The organism is Microbacterium sp. SMR1, assembly GCF_003289625.1.
Taxonomy (GTDB): domain Bacteria; phylum Actinomycetota; class Actinomycetes; order Actinomycetales; family Microbacteriaceae; genus Microbacterium; species Microbacterium plantarum.
The window spans coordinates 543921-563173 of record NZ_QMBN01000003.1; the positions used below are offsets into that span (position 1 = coordinate 543921).

General features: G+C 69.7%; 19 protein-coding genes. 14 read left to right on the forward strand and 5 right to left on the reverse strand.

The window, feature by feature from the left end:
* Positions 1–4: 4 nt before the first annotated feature.
* The 5 genes from DO944_RS12255 to DO944_RS12275 form a co-directional block, all read right to left on the reverse strand.
* The gene (locus tag DO944_RS12255; protein WP_112617410.1) at positions 5–1282 is read right to left on the reverse strand and encodes an ABC transporter permease; all 1278 of its coding nucleotides are present in this window, start codon (positions 1280–1282) and stop codon (positions 5–7) included.
* Entirely contained in the window at positions 1282–2616 is a 1335-nt protein-coding gene (locus DO944_RS12260) for an ABC transporter permease (RefSeq protein ID WP_112617411.1), read from the reverse strand. The genes DO944_RS12255 and DO944_RS12260 overlap by 1 nt, the downstream gene beginning before the upstream one ends.
* A complete protein-coding gene (locus DO944_RS12265; RefSeq protein WP_112617412.1) occupies positions 2613–4127 on the reverse strand; it encodes an ABC transporter ATP-binding protein in 1515 nt (504 codons plus the stop codon). The genes DO944_RS12260 and DO944_RS12265 overlap by 4 nt, the downstream gene beginning before the upstream one ends.
* Positions 4128–4212: 85 nt before the next feature.
* Entirely contained in the window at positions 4213–5325 is a 1113-nt protein-coding gene (locus tag DO944_RS12270) for a BMP family protein (protein ID WP_112617413.1), read from the reverse strand.
* Between the two features lie 127 nt (positions 5326–5452).
* Positions 5453–6568 (reverse strand): mannose-1-phosphate guanylyltransferase, encoded by a 1116-nt coding sequence (locus tag DO944_RS12275; RefSeq protein ID WP_112617414.1) that lies wholly within the window; start codon positions 6566–6568, stop codon positions 5453–5455.
* Positions 6569–6757: 189 nt separating this feature from the next.
* Here DO944_RS12275 and sdhC point away from each other — a divergent pair, with 189 nt between their 5' ends.
* From sdhC to ribH, 14 genes are all read left to right on the forward strand, one after another.
* Positions 6758–7192 (forward strand): succinate dehydrogenase, cytochrome b556 subunit, encoded by a 435-nt coding sequence (gene sdhC, locus DO944_RS12280; protein WP_023955538.1) that lies wholly within the window; start codon positions 6758–6760, stop codon positions 7190–7192.
* On the forward strand, positions 7192–7635 hold the full coding sequence (locus tag DO944_RS12285; protein WP_112617415.1) for a succinate dehydrogenase hydrophobic membrane anchor subunit: 444 nt from the start codon (positions 7192–7194) through the stop codon (positions 7633–7635). Before sdhC ends, DO944_RS12285 begins: the two co-directional genes overlap by 1 nt.
* Before the next feature lie 46 nt (positions 7636–7681).
* On the forward strand, positions 7682–9508 hold the full coding sequence (gene sdhA, locus DO944_RS12290) for a succinate dehydrogenase flavoprotein subunit (protein WP_112617416.1): 1827 nt from the start codon (positions 7682–7684) through the stop codon (positions 9506–9508).
* The gene (locus DO944_RS12295) at positions 9508–10278 is read left to right on the forward strand and encodes a succinate dehydrogenase iron-sulfur subunit (RefSeq protein ID WP_094260201.1); all 771 of its coding nucleotides are present in this window, start codon (positions 9508–9510) and stop codon (positions 10276–10278) included. Before sdhA ends, DO944_RS12295 begins: the two co-directional genes overlap by 1 nt.
* 57 nt (positions 10279–10335) lie before the next feature.
* The gene (locus DO944_RS12300; protein ID WP_112617417.1) at positions 10336–11496 is read left to right on the forward strand and encodes a YihY/virulence factor BrkB family protein; all 1161 of its coding nucleotides are present in this window, start codon (positions 10336–10338) and stop codon (positions 11494–11496) included.
* 33 nt (positions 11497–11529) lie between these two features.
* Entirely contained in the window at positions 11530–12369 is an 840-nt protein-coding gene (locus tag DO944_RS12305; RefSeq protein ID WP_112617418.1) for an exodeoxyribonuclease III, read from the forward strand.
* Between the two features lie 50 nt (positions 12370–12419).
* A complete protein-coding gene (trpS, locus tag DO944_RS12310) occupies positions 12420–13424 on the forward strand; it encodes a tryptophan--tRNA ligase (RefSeq protein ID WP_112617419.1) in 1005 nt (334 codons plus the stop codon).
* Positions 13417–13947, forward strand: a complete 531-nt coding sequence (locus DO944_RS12315; protein WP_258524710.1) for a hypothetical protein — start codon at positions 13417–13419, stop codon at positions 13945–13947. The genes trpS and DO944_RS12315 overlap by 8 nt, the downstream gene beginning before the upstream one ends.
* Positions 13948–13978: 31 nt before the next feature.
* Positions 13979–14542: a GNAT family N-acetyltransferase gene (locus tag DO944_RS12320; RefSeq protein WP_112617420.1), complete on the forward strand. Its 564-nt coding sequence runs from the start codon at positions 13979–13981 to the stop codon at positions 14540–14542.
* Between the two features lie 74 nt (positions 14543–14616).
* Positions 14617–15480: an Fpg/Nei family DNA glycosylase gene (locus tag DO944_RS12325; protein WP_112617421.1), complete on the forward strand. Its 864-nt coding sequence runs from the start codon at positions 14617–14619 to the stop codon at positions 15478–15480.
* Between the two features lie 260 nt (positions 15481–15740).
* Positions 15741–16823: a bifunctional diaminohydroxyphosphoribosylaminopyrimidine deaminase/5-amino-6-(5-phosphoribosylamino)uracil reductase RibD gene (gene ribD, locus DO944_RS12330; protein ID WP_112617422.1), complete on the forward strand. Its 1083-nt coding sequence runs from the start codon at positions 15741–15743 to the stop codon at positions 16821–16823.
* A complete protein-coding gene (locus tag DO944_RS12335) occupies positions 16823–17455 on the forward strand; it encodes a riboflavin synthase (protein ID WP_112617423.1) in 633 nt (210 codons plus the stop codon). Before ribD ends, DO944_RS12335 begins: the two co-directional genes overlap by 1 nt.
* Complete coding sequence (ribA, locus tag DO944_RS12340) at positions 17452–18771, forward strand: GTP cyclohydrolase II (protein WP_112617424.1); 1320 nt, start codon at positions 17452–17454, stop codon at positions 18769–18771. Before DO944_RS12335 ends, ribA begins: the two co-directional genes overlap by 4 nt.
* Positions 18768–19241: a 6,7-dimethyl-8-ribityllumazine synthase gene (ribH, locus tag DO944_RS12345; RefSeq protein ID WP_112617425.1), complete on the forward strand. Its 474-nt coding sequence runs from the start codon at positions 18768–18770 to the stop codon at positions 19239–19241. Before ribA ends, ribH begins: the two co-directional genes overlap by 4 nt.
* Positions 19242–19253: the final 12 nt, after the last annotated feature.

Sequence of the window (19253 nt, forward strand, 5' to 3'; positions counted from 1 at the left end):
GGTGTCACCCCTTGATGTACGGCTTGCCGGCGGCGGCCGGCCCACGGATGTGCCCCGCGAACCCGGCGACCGCGAGGATCGTCACGAGGTAGGGCAGCATGAGCATGAACTCGCTGGGGATCGGCGTCCGCAGCACCGTCAGGAGGTTCTGCAGGTTCGTCGCGAACCCGAACAGCAGCGCCGCGAGGGTGGCGCGGATCGGGTCCCAGCGTCCGAAGATCACGGCGGCGAGGGCGATGAAGCCCAGGCCCGCGGTCATCTCCTTGGTGAAGGTCGGCACCGACACCAGCGTGAAGTACGCACCGCCGGCGCCGGCGATCGCGCCGGCGAGGCTGACGTTCCAGAACCGGGTCGGGTTCACCTTGATGCCGACGGTGTCCGCCGCCTGCGGGTGCTCGCCGACGGCGCGCAGCCGGAGTCCCCAGCGGGTGCGGTACAGGCCCCACGCGACGACACCGACCGTGACGTACATCAGGTAGACGATGAACGTCTGGTTGAACAGCACGGGTCCGATGACGGGGATGTCGCTGAGCAGCGGGATCGGCAGGCGCTGGAAGGTCGTCGCCCGGTTGAGCGTCGCCTCGTTCGGTGCGAGGAGCGCTCCGAAGAGGAAGCCGGTGAGGCCGGTCACCAGCACGTTCAGCACGACGCCGACGATGACCTGGTCGACGAGGTAACGGATCGAGAAGACCGCGAGGACGAGGCTGACCAGGACGCCGCCGACCATGGCGGCGACCAGTCCGATGAATGGGTTGCCGGTGATGCTGCCGACGAGCACCGCGCCGAAGGCGCCGAACAGGAACTGGCCCTCGATGGCGACGTTCACGACGCCGACCCGTTCACCGATGACGCCGCCGAGGGCGCCGAAGATGAGCGGGACCGACAACGACACCGCACCGAACAGCAGACCGATGACGGGCACGAGCCCCTCGGCCGCGGCCCAGACGAGGAAGGCGAATACCCCCACGAAACCGGCCACCGCGATCAGCCAGGTGCGAGGGCGGCGATAGGCGAGGGCGTCCCACGCCGCGACGGCCGTGATGACGGCCATCAGGGCGAGCAGCGTCCAGCTGGTCGGCCCCGTCGGGAGGGCGACGTCCGGGATCGGGATCGTCGAGCCGCCGTCGGCGAGACGGAACGTGCTCGTGCCGCCTCGCGGGACCAGGGCGAACAGCAGTGCCAGCAGCAGGGTGGCGACGCCCAGGGCGATGGCCGGCTTGAGGTGGCGGACCTTCACCGCGGCGGGGGCCACGGCGGCGGAGGTCAGATCGGTCGTTGCCATCAGGCACCCGCCTTCACAGCGGCGCGGCGCGACGAGTTCTTCGTGCGGCCCGACGCGCGCTTCTCAGCTTCGGTCTTGGGAAGGAAGAAGATCGTCCGCACGAGCGGCGGGGCCGCGATGAACAGGACGATGAGCGCCTGCACCACGAGCACGATCTCGACGGGGATGCCCTCGGAGCCCTGCATCGTGAAGCTGCCCGCCTTGAGCGCGCCGAGCAGGATGCCGGCGGCGAAGACGCCCCACGGACGCGACCGGCCGAGCAGGGCGACGGTGATCGCGTCGAAGCCGATGCCCGCATCGATCGATGCGGTGAAGCCGGTGGTGACCTGGCCCTGCACCTGGTTCATGGCCGCGAGGCCCGCGAGACCGCCTGCGAAGAGCATCGCGTAGATGTACATGCGCTCGACGGAGATGCCCGCGGCGCGTGCCGCGTGCGGGTTCTCGCCGACGGCGCGCAGGCGCAGCCCGAGGCTGGAGCGCTCGATGACCCACCACACGACGATCGTCGCGATGATGACGACGATGAAGCCCCAGTCCAGCAGCGGATACTGCGGGCCGAGCAGCTCGGGGAACTGCGCGGAGTCCGGGGTACGCAGCGAGATCGACTGCGTCGTGCCGGTCTGCTGCAGCAGCGAGGGGGTGCGCACCATCCAGCTGACGAGGTAGTAGGCGATGTAGTTGAGCATGATCGTGAGGATCACCTCGTGCGCGCCGGTGCGCGCCTTCAGCAGTCCCACGAGCCCGCCCCACAAGGCCCCGCCCACGATGCCGGCGATCAGGGTCAGCGGCAGGTGGATGAACATCGGCAGGTCGAGGTTGAACGTCACGAGGGCCGCGAACGCAGCGCCGATGAGGATCTGGCCGCGGCCGCCGATGTTGAACAGACCGGCTCGGAAGGCCAGCGCGACACCGAGACCCGCCGCGATGAGCGGCGCTGCGAAGCCGAGGGTGTTCGTGAGCGGACGGATCTGCGTCGCGAAGCCGTCGACGCGCGTGTTGAACACGGCGCCGCGGAACAGGGCGTCGTATCCGCCCGACACCGACTGCCAGATCGCGACCAGCGTGTCGCCCGGGCGGGCAAAGAAGTAGCCGGATGCCGCGGCCACGCGCTCGTCCGTGACGGCCATCATGATGCCGCCGACGATGAGCGCGAGCACGATGGCGAGCACGGTGATGACGCCGCTGCTGCGCATCACCTCGCTGATGATGCGGTTCGTCGTCGGTGGCGGGGCCACCTCGGGCTTGCCGGTCAGGGGTCCGCCGACGGGGGGCAGTTGCGAGTCCGCGGGCTCGACGGGGAGGTCGGGGCCGGGACCGGGGGTGGGGGTGGTCATGCTGCTGACTCCTCGGGGACCTCGCCGGCCATCATCAGGCCGAGCACGTCGCGCGGCGTCGTCGCCGGGACGACGCCGACGATGCGACCGCGGTACATCACCGCGATGCGGTCGGCCAGGGCGACCACCTCGTCGAGCTCGGTCGAGACGACGAGGACGGCGACGCCGGAGTCCCGGGCCTCGATGATGCGCTTGTGGATGAACTCGATGCTGCCCACGTCGACGCCGCGCGTGGGCTGCGCCGCGACGAGCAGACGCAGCGGGCGGGCCATCTCGCGTGCAATGACGACCTTCTGCTGGTTGCCGCCCGACAGGGTGCCGACCGCCGTGTCGGGGCCCTGCGTGCGGATGTCGTACTCGGCGATGCGCTCACGCGCGAACGCCTCGAGGGCGCGGCGGTCGATCGTGCCCGCACGAGTGAAGGCGCGGTCGTCCGAGCGGTCGAGGATGAGGTTCTCCTGCACGGAGAACGCTCCGACGAGACCGTCCTCCTTGCGATCTTCGGGCACGAAGCCGACACCGCGGTCGAGGATCGCGCGCACGCTGCGCCCGCCCAGCTCGTCGCCGTCGAGGCGGATCGAGCCGTGGTCGATCGGCAGCAGCCCGAGGATCGCTTCGACGATCTCGGTCTGGCCGTTGCCCTGGACGCCCGCGATCGCGACGACCTCGCCCGACTGCACCTGAAGGTCGACGTCGTCGACGACGACGATCCCCGAGGGCGTGACGACGCGGATGCCGTCGAGCACGAGGCCGCCCTCCCCCACGTTCGGGGCCCCCTTGGCGACGACCATCTCGACGGGGCGGCCGACCATGAGCGCCGCCAGTTCGGCGTTGCTCGCCGTCGGCGATGCCTCGCCGACGACCTTGCCCAGCCGGATGACGGTGATGCGGTCCGCGACCTCGCGGACCTCGCGCAGCTTGTGGGTGATGAAGACGATCGAGGTGCCCTCGTCGCGCAGCTGGCGCATGATCGCCATGAGCTCGTCGGTCTCCTGCGGCGTGAGCACCGCGGTGGGCTCGTCGAAGACGAGCACCTTGGCCTCGCGCGAGAGCGCCTTGATGATCTCGACGCGCTGCTGCACGCCGACGGGCAGATCGCCGACGACGGCGTCGGGGTCGATCTGGAAGCCGAAGCGGTCGGCCACGGCACGCACGTGTGCGCGGGCCGCGGCGAGGTCGAGGACGCCGAGGCCCTTGGTGTTCTCGTGACCGAGCATGACGTTCTCGGCGACGGTGAAGACCGGGACGAGCATGAAGTGCTGGTGCACCATGCCGATGCCCGCGCTCATGGCGTCGCCGGGTCCGCGGAAGTCCTGGACGACGTCGTCGAGGAGGATGTGGCCCTCATCGGCCTGATAGAGGCCGTAGAGGACGTTCATGAGCGTCGACTTGCCGGCGCCGTTCTCCCCGAGGAGAGCGTGGATCTCGCCCGGCCTGACGACGAGGTCGATGTGGTCGTTGGCGACCAGGGTGCCGAAGCGCTTGGTGATGCCCCGGAGTTCGAGCTTCATGTCGGCCAATCTATGCGACGGATGGTGGGTGGACAGCGGTCGGGGCCGGGGAACTTCCGTCCCCCGGCCCCGACGACTCATGAGCTCACGGAGAGTTCGGCGAGTCCACGGTGATGTCACCGGCGACGATCGCCTCCTGCAGGGCGGTCAGCTCGTCGGCGAGACCGGCCGGCAGACGCGACTCGAAGTCGTGGAAGCTCGACAGCTTGACACCCTCGTTCTTCAGCGTGCCGACGTACGGGTCGGTCGTGAAGTCGCCGCCCTGCGCCGCGACGGTGGCGTCGTAGACGGAGACGTCGATCGCCTTCTGGATCGACACGAGCGTCAGGTCGGCGACCGTGTCGTCCGAGACGGCGAGGTCGCTGTCGACGCCGAGCATGACGACGTCGCGGTTGCCCTCGCGGATGGCCTGCGCGGCGCTCTGGTAGATCGGGCCGCCGACGGGCAGGATCACGTCGACACCCTGGTCGAGGATGCCCTGAGCGACCTGCTTCGCGGTGTCGTTGGCGGTGAAGCCGCCGGTGAAGTTGCCGTCCTGGGCGGTGATGTCCCAGCCGACGACGCCGACGTTCGCGCCCTTGTCCTCGTTGTACTTCTCGACACCGAGCTGGAAGCCGTCCATGAAGACGGTGACCGAGTTGAACTTGTCGCCACCGAAGGTGCCGACCTTGTTCACGCCGGCCTCAGCCGACCACGAGGCCGCCGCGTAGCCGCCGAGGTAGGCGGCCTCCGCGGTGTTGAACACCAGCGGCTTGATGTTGGGGGCGTCGGTCTTGCCGTCGAAATCGGTGTCGGCGTAGTCGTCGATGATGGCGTAGTTGATGTCGGGGTTCGCGGTGGCCGACGCGACGGTGGCCGGGGCGAGCTTGTAGCCGACGGCGACGATCAGGTCGCAGCCCTCCGAGACGAGCGTCTCGAGGTTCGGCGCGTAGTCGTTCTCGGTGGTGGACTCGACCTCGATCGATTCGACGCCGAGCTCCTTCGCCGCGCGGTCCATGCCCTCCTTCGCCGACTGGTTGAACGAACGGTCGTTCCAGCCGCCCTCGTCGGAGACCAGGCAGGGGGTGAAGTCCGAGCCCGCCTCGGGTGCGGCGGATCCGCCAGCCTCATCGGGTGCGGCTCCGCAACCGGCGAGGGCAACGAGAAGGCCCGCGGCAGCTGTGATGCCGACGAGCTTCTGGGGGGTCGAGAGTGTCAATGCAGCCTCCACATTGAAGGCGCCGCGGACTTCGCGGCGGCTGGAAAGAAGTTACCTACTGTTTCGTCCGGGTTGCACCCCGGACGCACCCTGCCCCGCGAATGGTTACAAAGACGCAATGTGCGCGTCACAGAACGTCGCCGCGTCCCGTCAGCTTGAGGGCGTCGACCACGTGCTTGACGCGCTGCGCGTTCTCGCTGGTGGTCACCAGAAGCGCGTCAGGAGTGTCGACGACGACGATGTCCTTCACTCCGATCAGGCTGATGACCCGCGAGGTGTGGCTGACCACGATGCCGCTGGCCGCGTCCGAGAGGATGCGGGCGTTCTCGCCGAGGATGGCCAGGTCGTTCTTGCGCCCGTTGGAGTTGAGCTTCGCGAGGCTCGCGAAGTCGCCGACGTCGTCCCAGTCGAAGTGCCCCGGCACGACGGCGAGCTTGCCCTTCTCGGCGGCGGGCTCGGCGACGACGTAGTCGATCGCGATCTTCTTCAGCTGTGGCCAGATGCGGTCGACGGCGGGACCGCGCCGGTCGCGATCGTCCCAGGCCTCGGCGAGCTCGAGCAGGCCCGCGTGCAGTTCGGGGCTGTTCGCCTCGATCTCGGCCAGGAGGACATCGGCCCGCGAGATGAACATGCCCGCGTTCCAGAGGTACGACCGGTCGGAGACATAGGCTCGCGCCGTCTCGAGGTCGGGCTTCTCGACGAAACGCTCGACGAGAGAGGCGTCGCGAGCGCCCTCGACGATGAGCTCGCCTCCGCGCTTGATGTAGCCGAAGCCGACCGCGGGCTCGGAGGGGGTGATCCCGATCGTGCAGATGTAGCCCTCGCGTGCGACCTCGACCGCGTCGCGGACCGCGAACTCGAAGACCCGGCTGCCGCGGATGACGTGGTCGGCGGCGAACGAGCCGATGATGACGTCGGGATGCCGGCGGTGCAGGATCGCGGCTGCCAGACCGATCGCGGCCGCCGAGTCGCGCGGCTCCGATTCGAGGAAGACGTTCTTGTCGGGGATGCCGGGGAGCTGAGCCTCGACGGCCGCACGGTGCGCGCGACCGGTGACGACCGCGATCCGGTCGGGACCGGAGAGCGGCGCGAGCCGGTCCCACGTGTCGCGCAGCAGCGAGTGCCCCGACCCCGTGAGGTCGTGCAGGAACTTCGGCGCGTCGGCACGCGACAGCGGCCACAGCCTGCTGCCCACGCCTCCCGCGGGGATGACGGCGTAGAAGTCCGGGATCTCGTCGACCATGCTCCGAGCGTACCGGGGCGCAGACGCCCGCCCCGGCGCAAGAACCCCGTTTCTTTAGGGTGCCCTTCGTCGCCCCGCGTCATTTTCCCGGCCTAGAATCGTTGTGCGCCCATGTGACGCCGGGGGTCAACCACCCCACCGGGGCATCGATCGCCCCCACGAACCGTGTTCGATCCAGGGAGGACGACCGTGTCTGCACCAGCACGCGTCACACCGTCGGTAGCCCAGACCACTTCAAAGACCCCGCGCGGCACGCTGTACCGCGGCAACGAGGGCATGTGGTCGTGGGTGCTTCACCGCATCACCGGCGTGGCCATCTTCTTCTTCCTCTTGGTCCACGTGCTCGACACCGCGCTGATCCGCGTGTCGCCCGAGGCCTACGACGCCGTCATCGGCACCTACAAGAACCCGATCATGGGTCTCGGCGAGGTCGCCCTCGTCGCCGCGATCGTCTACCACGCCTTCAACGGTCTGCGCATCATCGCCGTCGACCTGTGGCCGTGGGCGACGCGCCACCAGCGCCAGCTGTGGTGGGGTGTCCTCGCGGTCTGGGCCGTCACCATCATCGGTTTCGCGGCTCGTCACGTGCCCATCGTTCTCTCCGAGATTGGAGGGGGTCACTGATGACCGCCGACACCCTTGCCGCTCCCCGCAGCCCGCAGGTCCGCAAGAAGGGCGCCAACCTCGAGAAGTGGGGTTGGGTCTACATGCGCGCCTCCGGCGTGCTGCTGGTCGTCCTGATCTTCGGCCACCTCTTCGTCAACCTCATGCTCGGCGAGGGCATCAAGGGCATCGACTTCGCTTTCGTGGCCGGAAAGTTCGCCAGCCCGTTCTGGCAGTGGTGGGACGTGCTGATGCTCTGGCTCGCCCTGATCCACGGCGCGAACGGCATGCGCACGATCGTGAACGACTACGTCACGGGCGCGACGGCGCGAAAGGTCCTCGTGTGGGCCACCTGGCTCTCGGCAGGTCTGCTGATCCTGCTCGGCACCCTGGTCGTGTTCACCTTCGACCCCTGCCTCGGAGTGACGGCGGACAGCATGCTCTGGGAGACCTGCCAGGGCTGACCCTGCGCTCCGACGACGTGAATCACAGCAACGAAAGGCTCGCCCCGTGAGCACCCAGACCGAAGAGGTCGTCGTCAAGGACGGCATCCACTACCACCAGTTCGACATCGTCATCGTCGGCGCCGGCGGCGCCGGCATGCGGGCGGCGATCGAAGCCGGTCCGGGTGCCCGCACCGCGGTGATCTCGAAGCTGTACCCGACCCGCTCGCACACCGGTGCGGCGCAGGGCGGCATGGCGGCGGCGCTCGCCAACGTCGAAGAGGACTCGTGGGAGTGGCACACTTTCGACACCGTCAAGGGCGGCGACTACCTCGTCGACCAGGACGCGGCGGAGATCCTCGCCAAGGAGGCCATCGACGCGGTCATCGACCTCGAGAACATGGGCCTGCCCTTCAACCGCACCCCCGAGGGCAAGATCGACCAGCGCCGCTTCGGCGGCCACACCGCCGACCACGGCAAGTCGCCGGTGCGCCGCGCCTGCTACGCCGCCGACCGCACGGGCCACATGATCCTGCAGACGCTGTTTCAGAACTGCGTCAAGCTCGGCATCAACTTCTTCAACGAGTACTACGTGCTCGACCTCATCACGGTGACCGCGCCCGACGGCTCGACCCAGACGGCGGGCGTCGTCGCCTACGACCTGGCGACCGGTGACCTGCACGTCTTCCACTCGAAGGCCGTCATCTTCGCCACCGGCGGCTTCGGCAAGATCTACAAGACGACCTCGAACGCCCACACCCTCACGGGCGACGGCGTCGGCATCGTCTGGCGCAAGGGCCTGCCGCTCGAGGACATGGAGTTCTTCCAGTTCCACCCGACCGGCCTCGCCGGTCTCGGCATCCTGCTCACGGAAGGCGCACGCGGCGAGGGCGCGATCCTCCGCAACGCGTCGGGCGAGCGGTTCATGGAGCGCTACGCGCCCACCATCAAGGACCTCGCTCCCCGCGACATCGTCTCGCGATGCATGCAGCAGGAAGTCGCCGAAGGCCGCGGCGCCGGTCCCCACCGCGACTACGTGCTGCTCGACTGCACGCACCTGGGCGCCGAAGTCCTCGAGACCAAGCTCCCCGACATCACGGAGTTCGCCCGCACCTACCTCGGCGTCGACCCCGTCGTCGAGCCGGTGCCCGTCATGCCCACGGCGCACTACGCGATGGGCGGCATCCCCACGAACGTCGAGGCCGAGGTGCTCGCCGACAACACCACCGTCGTGCCGGGCCTCTACGCCGCCGGCGAGTGCGCGTGCGTCTCGGTGCACGGCTCGAACCGCCTCGGCACCAACTCGCTGCTCGACATCAACGTCTTCGGCAAGCGCGCCGGCCGCAACGCCGTCGAGTACGTCAAGACCGCCGACTTCGTGCCGCTGCCCGCGGACCCCGCCAAGGACGTGCGCGAACTCATCGAAGGCGTGCGCAACAACCCCGGCACCGAGCGCATCGCGGTCCTGCGCAAGACGCTCCAGGACGAGATGGACAAGGGCGCCCAGGTGTTCCGCACCGAGGAGTCGCTCCTGCACGTCATGGACGTCATCGCCGACCTGCGCGAGCGGTTCAAGAACATCCACGTCGACGACAAGGGCAAGCGGTTCAACACCGATCTGCTCGAGGCGGTCGAGCTGGGCTTCCTGCTCGACATCGCCGAGGTCGTCGTGGTCGCCGCTCGCAACCGCAAGGAGAGTCGCGGTGGACACATGCGCGATGACTTCCCGACGCGTGACGACGAGAACTACATGAAGCACACGATGGCCTATCTGTCGGGCGACCCCCACTCGTCGCACGCCGAGGACCACATCCGGCTCGACTGGAAGCCCGTCGTGTTCACCAAGAACGAGAACGGCGAACTGCGGTACCCGCCGCTGGAGAGGAAGTACTGATGACGATCGTCGAAACCGATGCCGCGGCCCCTGCCGAGGCGGCGAACGACACCGGCATCCAGTCGTTCCTGGTCACCTTCATCATCCGGCGCTTCGACCCCGAGGTCGACAGCGAGCCGAGGTGGGTCGACTACGACGTCGAGCTCTACTCGACCGACCGCGTCCTCGACGCCCTCCATAAGATCAAGTGGGATGTCGACGGGTCGCTGACCTTCCGCCGCTCGTGCGCGCACGGCATCTGCGGGTCCGACGCGATGCGCATCAACGGGCGCAACCGCCTGGCCTGCAAGACGCTGATCAAGGACCTCGACATCTCGCAGCCGATCTACGTCGAGGCGATCAAGGGCCTGCCGCTGGAGAAGGACCTCGTCGTCGACATGGAGCCGTTCTTCGCCTCCTACCGCGACGTGCAGCCCTTCCTCATCGCCAACTCGAAGCCCGAGGCCGGCAAGGAGCGCATCCAGTCGATCGCCGACCGCGAGATCTTCGACGACACCACCAAGTGCATCCTCTGCGCCGCGTGCACCTCGTCGTGCCCCGTGTTCTGGACCGACGGCCAGTACTTCGGCCCCGCCGCGATCGTCAACGCGCACCGCTTCATCTTCGACTCGCGCGACGACGCGGGCGACGTGCGCCTCGACATCCTCAACGACAAGGAAGGCGTGTGGCGCTGCCGCACGACCTTCAACTGCACCGAGGCCTGCCCGCGCGGCATCGAGGTCACCAAGGCGATCGCCGAGGTCAAGCAGGCGGTTCTCCGCGGGCGTTGAGCCGGCCGGGCTCGCGCCCGATCAGCTCGCGCCGCCGCTGCCGATAGATTCGACGACGTGGATCCCGACCCTTCCGCGACAGATGCGCTGCGCGAACGGTGGGATGCGTCTCGGCTGCGCGAGCGGCTCGACCAGCCCATCGAGCGTGCGACGACGATCACGCGTCGCACGCTCGGCTGGTTCCCGATCCGGGTATGGCGCCACTTCCTGCGGCACAACGGATTCCTCCTCGCCGCGAGCATCAGTTACCAGTCGCTCTTCGCCCTCTTCGCCACCATCTACACGGCGTTCGCCGTCGTCGGGCTGTGGCTCGGGGGATCGCGCATGGCGATCGACGCCCTCATCGACGTCGTCAACAGCTACATCCCGGGGCTGATCTCCGGCAGCGGTCCGGTCTCCCCCGCCGACGTCGCCGACATCGCCCGCAACAGCGGCGGCGTCCTGGCGGTGACGGGTGCCGTCGCCCTGGCGGTCGCGATCTGGACGGCCATCGGGTTCGTGACGTTCACGCGCCGCGCGGTGCGGGATATCTTCGGCCTGCCCTTCGACACGCGCAACTACCTGCTCCTGAAGCTGCGCGACTTCGGCGCCGCCCTGCTGTTCGGCCTCGCGCTCGTGCTCGGCGCCGCACTGGGTCTGGTGGCGGGCGGCGTCGTTCGGCAGCTGTTCGACCTCTTCGAGATCCCGTACGAGTCGACCACGATCGACGTGCTCAGCCGACTCGCGTCTGTGCTGGTCGCGATCGTGATCAACGCGGCCGCCCTCACCGCGCTCATCCGGTTCCTGACCGGGACCGCGCTGCCCTGGCGCAAGATCATCCCCGGATCGATCTTCGGCGGCGTCGCGCTGAGCGTGCTGCAGCTCGGCGCCGGCTTCCTCGCCGTCTACTCCCCCACCAACCCGCTCCTCGCGACGTTCTCGGTGCTCATCGGATTCCTCCTCTGGCTGCGCCTCGCGGGCATCGTCATCCTCGTCGCGGCGTCGTGGGTGGCCGTGTCGGCGGCGGATGACGGCATCCCGCTCGAGGTGAGGACCGAGGAAGAGAGGCGCGAGGACGAGCGGCGCGCCCTGCGTGTGGTCACCGAGGCACAGCTGCGCGACGCCGAGCACGCCCTCGCCGAAGCCGGATGGTGGCGGCGAGTTCCCGCCCGCCGGGATGTGAAGCGGGCGCGCGAGCTGCTGCGACGTCTCGACGCGGAGCAGCGCGCCGCGCGGTGAGCCCTGTCGGAGGTCGCGGTTACGCTGGCAGACGTGTCACGTCGTCTTCGCATCGCCTCCGTCAACGTCAACGGCATCCGCGCCGCCGCCCGCAAGGGGATGCACGAGTGGCTCGAGACCGCCGACGTCGACATCCTGACCCTCCAAGAGGTCCGTGCCCAGGCCTCCGATCTCGCCGCTGCTCTGCCGAACTGGCACTTCGTCTCCGACGAGGCGCTCGCCAAGGGGCGCGCAGGTGTCGCTATCGCCGCCCGTGAGCCCCTCGACGTCTGGCGCATCGAGCTGGGCGACGACGATCTCGACTCGAAGGGACGCTGGGTCGAGGCCGACATCGAGGTCGCGGGCGAGCACCTCACGGTCGTCAGCGCGTACGTCTTCACCGGCGAGGCCGACACCGAGAAGCAGGTCGCGAAGTACGCCTTCCTCGATGCGATGGAGAAGCGGATGCCGCAGCTCGGCGAACTCGCTGTCATCACCGGCGACCTGAACGTCGGCCACCGTGAGTTCGACATCCGCAACTGGCGCGGCAATCGCAAGAAGGCCGGCTTCCTCCCGCGCGAGCGGGCCTATTTCGACCGGTTCACCGCGCCCGCCGGCGTCGAGATCGACACCGTCGACGGCGAGCGGGGCACCGGCCTCGGGTGGGTCGACGTGGGACGTCGGTTCGCCGGCGAGGTCGACGGTCCCTACACGTGGTGGTCCAACCGCGGAAAGGCGTTCGACACCGACACCGGGTGGCGAATCGACTACCACCTCGCCACGCCGCAGCTCGCGGAGCGCGTCACCGACTACCGTGTCGTGCGCGCGCCGTCGTGGGACACCCGGTGGAGCGACCACGCCCCCGTCGTCGCCGACTACGTCTTCCCGGGCTGATCGAGGCGACGGGGCGACGGCCCGCGGGGCGACGCCCGTAGACTCTTCTGGTGACCAAGCCCCGCCTGTACTCCGGAATGCAGCCGTCCGCCGATTCGCTCCAGATCGGCAACTACATCGGGGCTCTCATGCAGTGGCGCGACCTGCAGGAGACCTACGACGCGTTCTTCTCCGTCGTCGACCTGCACGCCCTCACTCAGCCGAATGACCCCGCCGAGCTGCGGGCGAAGACCCGGCGCACCGCGGCGCAGTACATCGCGGCGGGCATCGAACCATCGCGCTCGACGCTGTACGTGCAGTCGCACGTCCGCGCGCACGCCGAGCTCGCCTGGGTGCTCTCGACCATCACCGGGTTCGGCGAAGCCGGCCGGATGACGCAGTTCAAAGACAAGTCGCAGCGCTACGGCGCCGACGCCACCAACGTGGGGCTCTTCACCTACCCGGTGCTCATGGCCGCCGACATCCTGCTCTACCAGACCGACATCGTGCCCGTCGGCGACGACCAGAAGCAGCACGTCGAGCTGACGCGCACCCTGGCCGAGCGGTTCAACTCGCGCTACGGCGAGACGTTCCGCGTGCCGATGCCGGTCATCCAGCAGGACACCGCGCGCATCTACGACCTGCAGAACCCGACCTCGAAGATGTCGAAGTCCGCCGAGTCGGATGCCGGCGTGCTGTGGCTGCTCGACGACCCGAAGGTGTCGGCGAAGAAGGTCATGCGGGCTGTCACCGACTCCGAGGGCTCGGTTCGCTACGACCGCGAGAACAAGCCCGGCGTCTCGAACCTGCTCGTCATCTACGCCGCGCTGACGGGCCGCCAGATCCCCTCGATCGAGGACGAGTACGCCGGTCGCGGCTACGGCGACTTCAAGAAGGGACTGGCCGAGGTCGTCGTCTCCGAGTTCGGACCGGTCCGCGAGCGTGCCCTCGAGCTGCTCGACGACCCGGCCGAGCTCGACCGGGTGCTCGCGTCGAACGCCGCGCGCGCCGACGAGGTCGCCGACCGCACGCTCGCTGACGTCTACGACAAGTTGGGACTGCTGCGTCGTGTCTGACAACGAATCGACCGCGCCCGACGCCGGACTGTCCGCTGCGACCGACGGCAACCAGAACGCCGCGCCGGCGACCGCCGCACCGGAGATGCCGGTCGAGCCCGCGCCCGAGCTGATCGAGGCGCTCGACGAGGCGGCGGCCGCGTCGAAGGCCTCCCCCGCCGACGCCGCCGTGCAGGAGCGACTCTGGCGCGCCGCCTTCGCGCTCGACCGCTGGCTCTTCATCGCCCGCGGCTCCGACGACGAGCCCACCCCGTTCGCGCTGCGCTCGGACGAGGGCGCCGTGATCTTCGCGTTCTCCACCGCCGACCGCGCCCATGAAGCCGCCCTCGGTTTCGGCCTGCCCGAAGAGGAGGCATCGCGCCTCCTCGCCGTGCCGCTCCCGTCGGCCGCGGCGTGGGTCGCGTCCTACGCCGAGGCCGGCGTCGAAGCGATGGTCTTCGACGCACCCGGCAACGGTGCAATGGCTCCCCTGACGAACCTCGCCGCGATGGCGGTCTACATCTCGCAGAACCCCTCTGCCTGATCCGCCCACCCGACCTCGGTAGGGTCGGGGGATGGAACCGGTGACCCTCCGAACCGCGCGGCTCGAGCTGTCGATGCCCACTCTCGACGACGTCGACGCGATCACCGCTGCGGCGCAGGATCCCGAGGTCCCGCGCTGGACCACCGTGCCCTCTCCCTACACGCGCGAGCACGCCGAGGAGTTCATCGCGAAGGCTGCGGCCTGGTGGGACGAGCAGTCCGAGCTGACGTGGGGCATCCGCCGGGACGGCCAGTGGATCGGCATGATCGGCCTGCACCGCGTGAGCCCGGAAGGTGCCGCGGAGATCGGGTTCTGGATGAGCGTATCGGCGCGCGGGCACGGCTACCTGAGCGAGGCAGCCCGCGCGGTCATCGACTTCGGCTTCGCCGAGCCGCTGTCGCTCGCGCGCATCGAATGGCGGGCGATCGTCGGCAACGTCGCATCGGCGCGCACCGCGCGCAGCCTCGGCTTCCGGTACGAAGGGATGCTGCGGCGCGGGCTCCCGCACCGCGACGCCCGCCACGACGGCTGGATCGCCGGCATCCTGCCCGACGACGACCGCGCGCCGCAGCCCTGGCCGATCCTCGCCGACTGAACCACGCCTGAACCAGGCCGCGGTCCGGGCGCAAGCCCGTGCCGCGTGGGGGTGGTGCGTGCCAGGATGACGCCATGCCCGAGATGCCGGAAGTGCAGGGACTCGTCGACTACCTCGGCGGTCGCCTCGCCGGACGCCGCATCACGAAAGCCCGGGTCAGCGCGATCTCCGCGCTGAAGACGTACGACCCGCCGATCGAGACGCTCGAGGGCGCGACGGTGACCGCTGCATCCCGTCACGGCAAGTTCGTCGACCTGGCCACCGACGGCGGCACGCACCTGGTCTTCCACCTCGCCAAGGCGGGGTGGCTGCGCTGGTACGACGCGCTGCCGTCGACCATCATCCGTCCCGGCAAGACCCCGATCGCGCTCCGCGTCGGCTTCGACGACGACTCGGGGTTCGATCTGACCGAGGCCGGCACGAAGAAGTCGCTCGCGGTCTACGTCGTCCGCGATCCGGCCGAGGTGCCGGGCATCGCCCGGCTCGGTCCCGACCCGCTGGATCCCTCGTTCGACCGCGACACCCTGGCGGGCCTGCTGGCGGGCCGCCGCACCCAGATCAAGGGTGTGCTGCGCGATCAGTCCATCGTCGCGGGGATCGGCAACGCCTACTCCGACGAGATCCTCCACGCGGCGAAGATGTCGCCCTACGCGCTGGCCGCGAATCTGGACGACGCGGAGGTCGACCGGCTCTACACCGCACTAAGCGCGACGCTGGCCGAGGCCGTCGCCGCAGCATCGGGCAAGCCTCCTGCCGACCTGAAGGACGCCAAACGCCGCGGGATGCGGGTGCATGGGCGCCGCGGCGAGGCGTGCCCGGTCTGCGGCGATGAGGTGCGCAGCGTCTTCTTCGCCGACAACAGCCTGGAGTACTGCCCGACGTGCCAGACCGGCGGCAAGCTGCTCGCGGATCGCCGACTCTCCCGCCTGCTCAAGTGACGGCGGAAGTCGGGAATGCCGCAGGCAGCGCCGCGTTGAGTACGATCGGAGTATTGAACGTGCTCCGGGGTCGGTGAGAATCCGAACCGGCGGTGAGAGTCCGCGACCCTCGAGGCCCTCGGGCCGAGAGGTTGATCCGGTGGAATTCCGGGACCGACGGTGATGCGACGCGAGTCGCTAGTCCGGATGAGAGGAAGCACGGCAGCGTTCGCGCTGCGCGCGCCCGCCCGCGTCCCCGGAGACTGACCGAAGGACGAAGGATGCCGGGCACCACCGACCGCGAGATCGCCGCGATGCGTCGCGCTTTCGAGCTCGCCGGCAACGGTCCGCGCGGGCTGAACCCGCAGGTCGGCGCCGTGCTCCTAGCACCCGACGGGTCCGTGCTCGCCGAGGGCTGGCACCGCGGCGCGGGCACTCCCCACGCCGAGGTCGACGCACTCACTCAGCTCTCCGCCGGCGCGGTCCGCGGCGCCACCGCCGTGGTGAGCCTCGAGCCCTGCAACCACACCGGCCGCACCGGCCCGTGCGCGCTCGCGCTCATCGAGGCCGGCGTGGCGCGAGTGGTCTACTCCGCGTCCGACCCGGGCGACGCATCGGCCGGCGGCGCGCAGCGCCTGCGTGCTGCCGGGGTCGACGTCGTCGGCGGGGTGCTCGCCGACGAGGGTCACGCGCTCATCCACGACTGGCTCACCGTGCAGCGCCTCGGCCGGCCGCACGTCACCGTGAAGTGGGCGCAGTCGCTCGACGGTCGCGCCGCGGCCCCCGACGGCACGAGCCAGTGGATCACCGGCCCCGCCGCACGAGCAGACGTCCACCGCCGGCGCAGCGAGGCCGACGCCATCGTCGTGGGCACCGGCACCCTGCTCTCCGACGATCCCGCCCTGACGGCGCGGCGTCCCGACTGCACTCTCTACGAGCGGCAGCCGATGCCCGTCGTCCTCGGTCAGCGTGCCGTGCCCGACGACGCGCTCGTGCGTCGACACCCGCTGCCCCTCCTGCACCGCGACGGCGAGAACCTCGGCGGCGAGAGCGCGAACGAGCCCTCGCTGATGACGCAGTTGCGTGAGCTCGGGGTGCAGCGCGTCTTCGTCGAGGGCGGCCCGACCATTGCCAGCGCCTTCATTCGGGCAGGGCTCGCCGACGAGATCCTCGCCTACATCGCCCCGACCCTCATCGGCTCCGGCACGGCCGGCGACGATCGCCCGGCGCTGCGTTCGCTCGGCGTCGAGACGATCACCGACCAGCGACGTCTGCGCGTGCGCTCGGTCGAGACCCTGGGCGACGACCTGCTGATCGTCGCCTCCCCCGCGCCCCCGACATCCCCGTCCGAAGGAGACGCCTGATGTTCACCGGAATCATCGAAGAGATCGGCGAGGTCGTCGCCGTCGAGCCGTCGGGCGACGGCGTGCGGATCACCGTGCGCGCGCCGAAGGCGGTGTCGGATGCCGGCCACGGCGACTCGATCGCCGTCAGCGGTGTCTGCCTCACGGTGGTCGACCAGGGCGACGACTGGTTCACGGCAGACGTCATGCGCCAGACCCTCGACGTGTCGAGCCTCACCGGGATCGAGCCGGGCCGGGCCGTCAACCTCGAACGCGCGCTCGCGGCGCACACCCGGCTGGGCGGGCACATCGTGCAGGGACACGTCGATGGACTCGGCCACGTCCTGGAGGTGCGCCCCGGCGAGCAGTGGCGAGTCCTGCGCATCTCCGTGCCCGCCGACCTCGCCCCGCTCGTCGTGGACAAGGGGTCGATCACGGTCGACGGCGTCTCCCTGACCGTCAGCGCCGTGAGCGCCGCCCACGTCGCGGAGGCCTGGCTCGAGGTCTCCCTCATCCCTGAGACGCTCGCCGCGACGACCCTCGGCGACCGGATCGCCGGCGACGCGGTCAACCTCGAGACCGACATCCTCGCCCGACACGTCCAGCGGCTGCTGGCATTCACCACCCTCTCGAACGAAGGAGGCTCCCGATGAGCCTTTCTCCCCTCTCCGAGGCGCTCGACGCGCTGCGGGCCGGAAAGCCGATCATCGTCGCCGACGATGAGAACCGCGAGAACGAAGGCGACGTCATCCTGTCGGCCGCGCTCGCCACACCCGAGTGGATCGCGTGGACGGTCCGTCACTCGAGCGGTTTCATCTGCGCGCCCATGCCCGCCGAGTGGGCCGACCGGCTGGATCTCCCGCCGATGGTCGAGACGAACGAGGATGCCCGCGGCACCGCCTACACCGTCTCGGTCGACGCGGCCGAGGGCGTGACGACCGGCATCAGCGCGGCGGACCGCGCCCGCACCCTGACGGTGCTGGCCGACCCCGCGTCGACGCCGGGCAGCGTCATCCGGCCGGGCCACATCCTGCCCCTGCGCGCCGTCGAGGGCGGTGTGCGCGAGCGGAGCGGTCACACCGAGGCCGCCGTCGAGCTCATGCAGCTCGCCGGTCTCGAGCCGGTCGGCGCGATCGCCGAGATCGTCGCCGACGACGGTTCGATGATGCGGATGCCGGGCCTGCTCGAGCTGGGCGAGCGCGACGGCATCCCGGTCATCACGATCGAGCAGCTCATCGCGCACCTCGACGAGACCGACCCGCGTCCCGCCGGGGGCGCCGCTTCGAACCGGCGCCGCGTGAGCCTGCGTGCCGAGGCGCAGGTGCCGACATCGCACGGCACGTTCCGCTTCCTCGCGTACAAGGACCGCGTCACCGGCACCGACCACATCGCCGTCGTCTCGGGCGACCTCGCAGATGCCGCCCCACTCGTGCGTGTGCACTCGGAGTGCCTCACGGGCGAGGCGTTCGGCTCGCTCAAGTGCGAGTGCGGCCCGCAACTCGATGCCGCCCTCGACGCGATCGACCGCGACGGCGGGATCGTCATCTACATGCGCGGTCATGAGGGTCGCGGCATCGGGCTGATCAACAAGCTCCGCGCCTACCAGCTGCAGGAGCGCGGGCTCGACACCCTCGACGCGAATCTCGCGCTCGGGCTTCCCGCCGACGCCCGCGACTACGCCGCGGCTGCCGGCATCCTCGCCGATCTCGGCGTGGGCAGCATCCGCCTGCTGACGAACAACTCCGATAAGGTGTCGCAGCTGCGCGCGCTCGGCCTCGACATCGCCGAGCAGGTTCCGCTGCTCGTCGGCGTGGGCGCCAACAACCACCAGTACCTCGCCACGAAGCGCGACCGCATGGGCCACATCATCGACGACGCCGAGCTGAGCGCGGCGCTCGCCCGCGGCACCGTGGCGGCCCCCGCGGACGAGACCACCGACCCTCGACAGAACTCGGAGAACATCGCATGAGCGGACACGGCGCTCCCGAACGCCAGAAGATCGACGCGGGCGACCTGAAGGTCGTCGTCGTCGCCGGCCAGTGGCACGACGTCATCACCGACGGACTCATCGCCGGCGCCGAGCGCGTGCTCGAGGAGTCGGGTGCGGCCTGGCGGCTCGTGCGCGTGCCGGGATCGTTCGAGCTCCCGGTCGTGGCGAAGGCCGCGCTCGATTCCGGAGCGGATGCCGTCGTCGCCCTCGGCGTCATCATCCGCGGCGGAACGCCCCACTTCGACTTCGTGTCGTCGGCGGCCACCGACGGGCTGACGCGCGTCGCGATCGACACGGGCAAGCCGGTCGGTTTCGGCGTGCTCACCCTCGACGACGAGCAGCAGGGCATCGACCGGGCGGGTCTGCCCGGCTCGAAGGAGGACAAGGGCGCGGAGGCGGCGGATGCTGCACTGCGCACGGCGCTGACGCTGCGCTCGCTTCGCGGCTGACGCTGTGTCGGC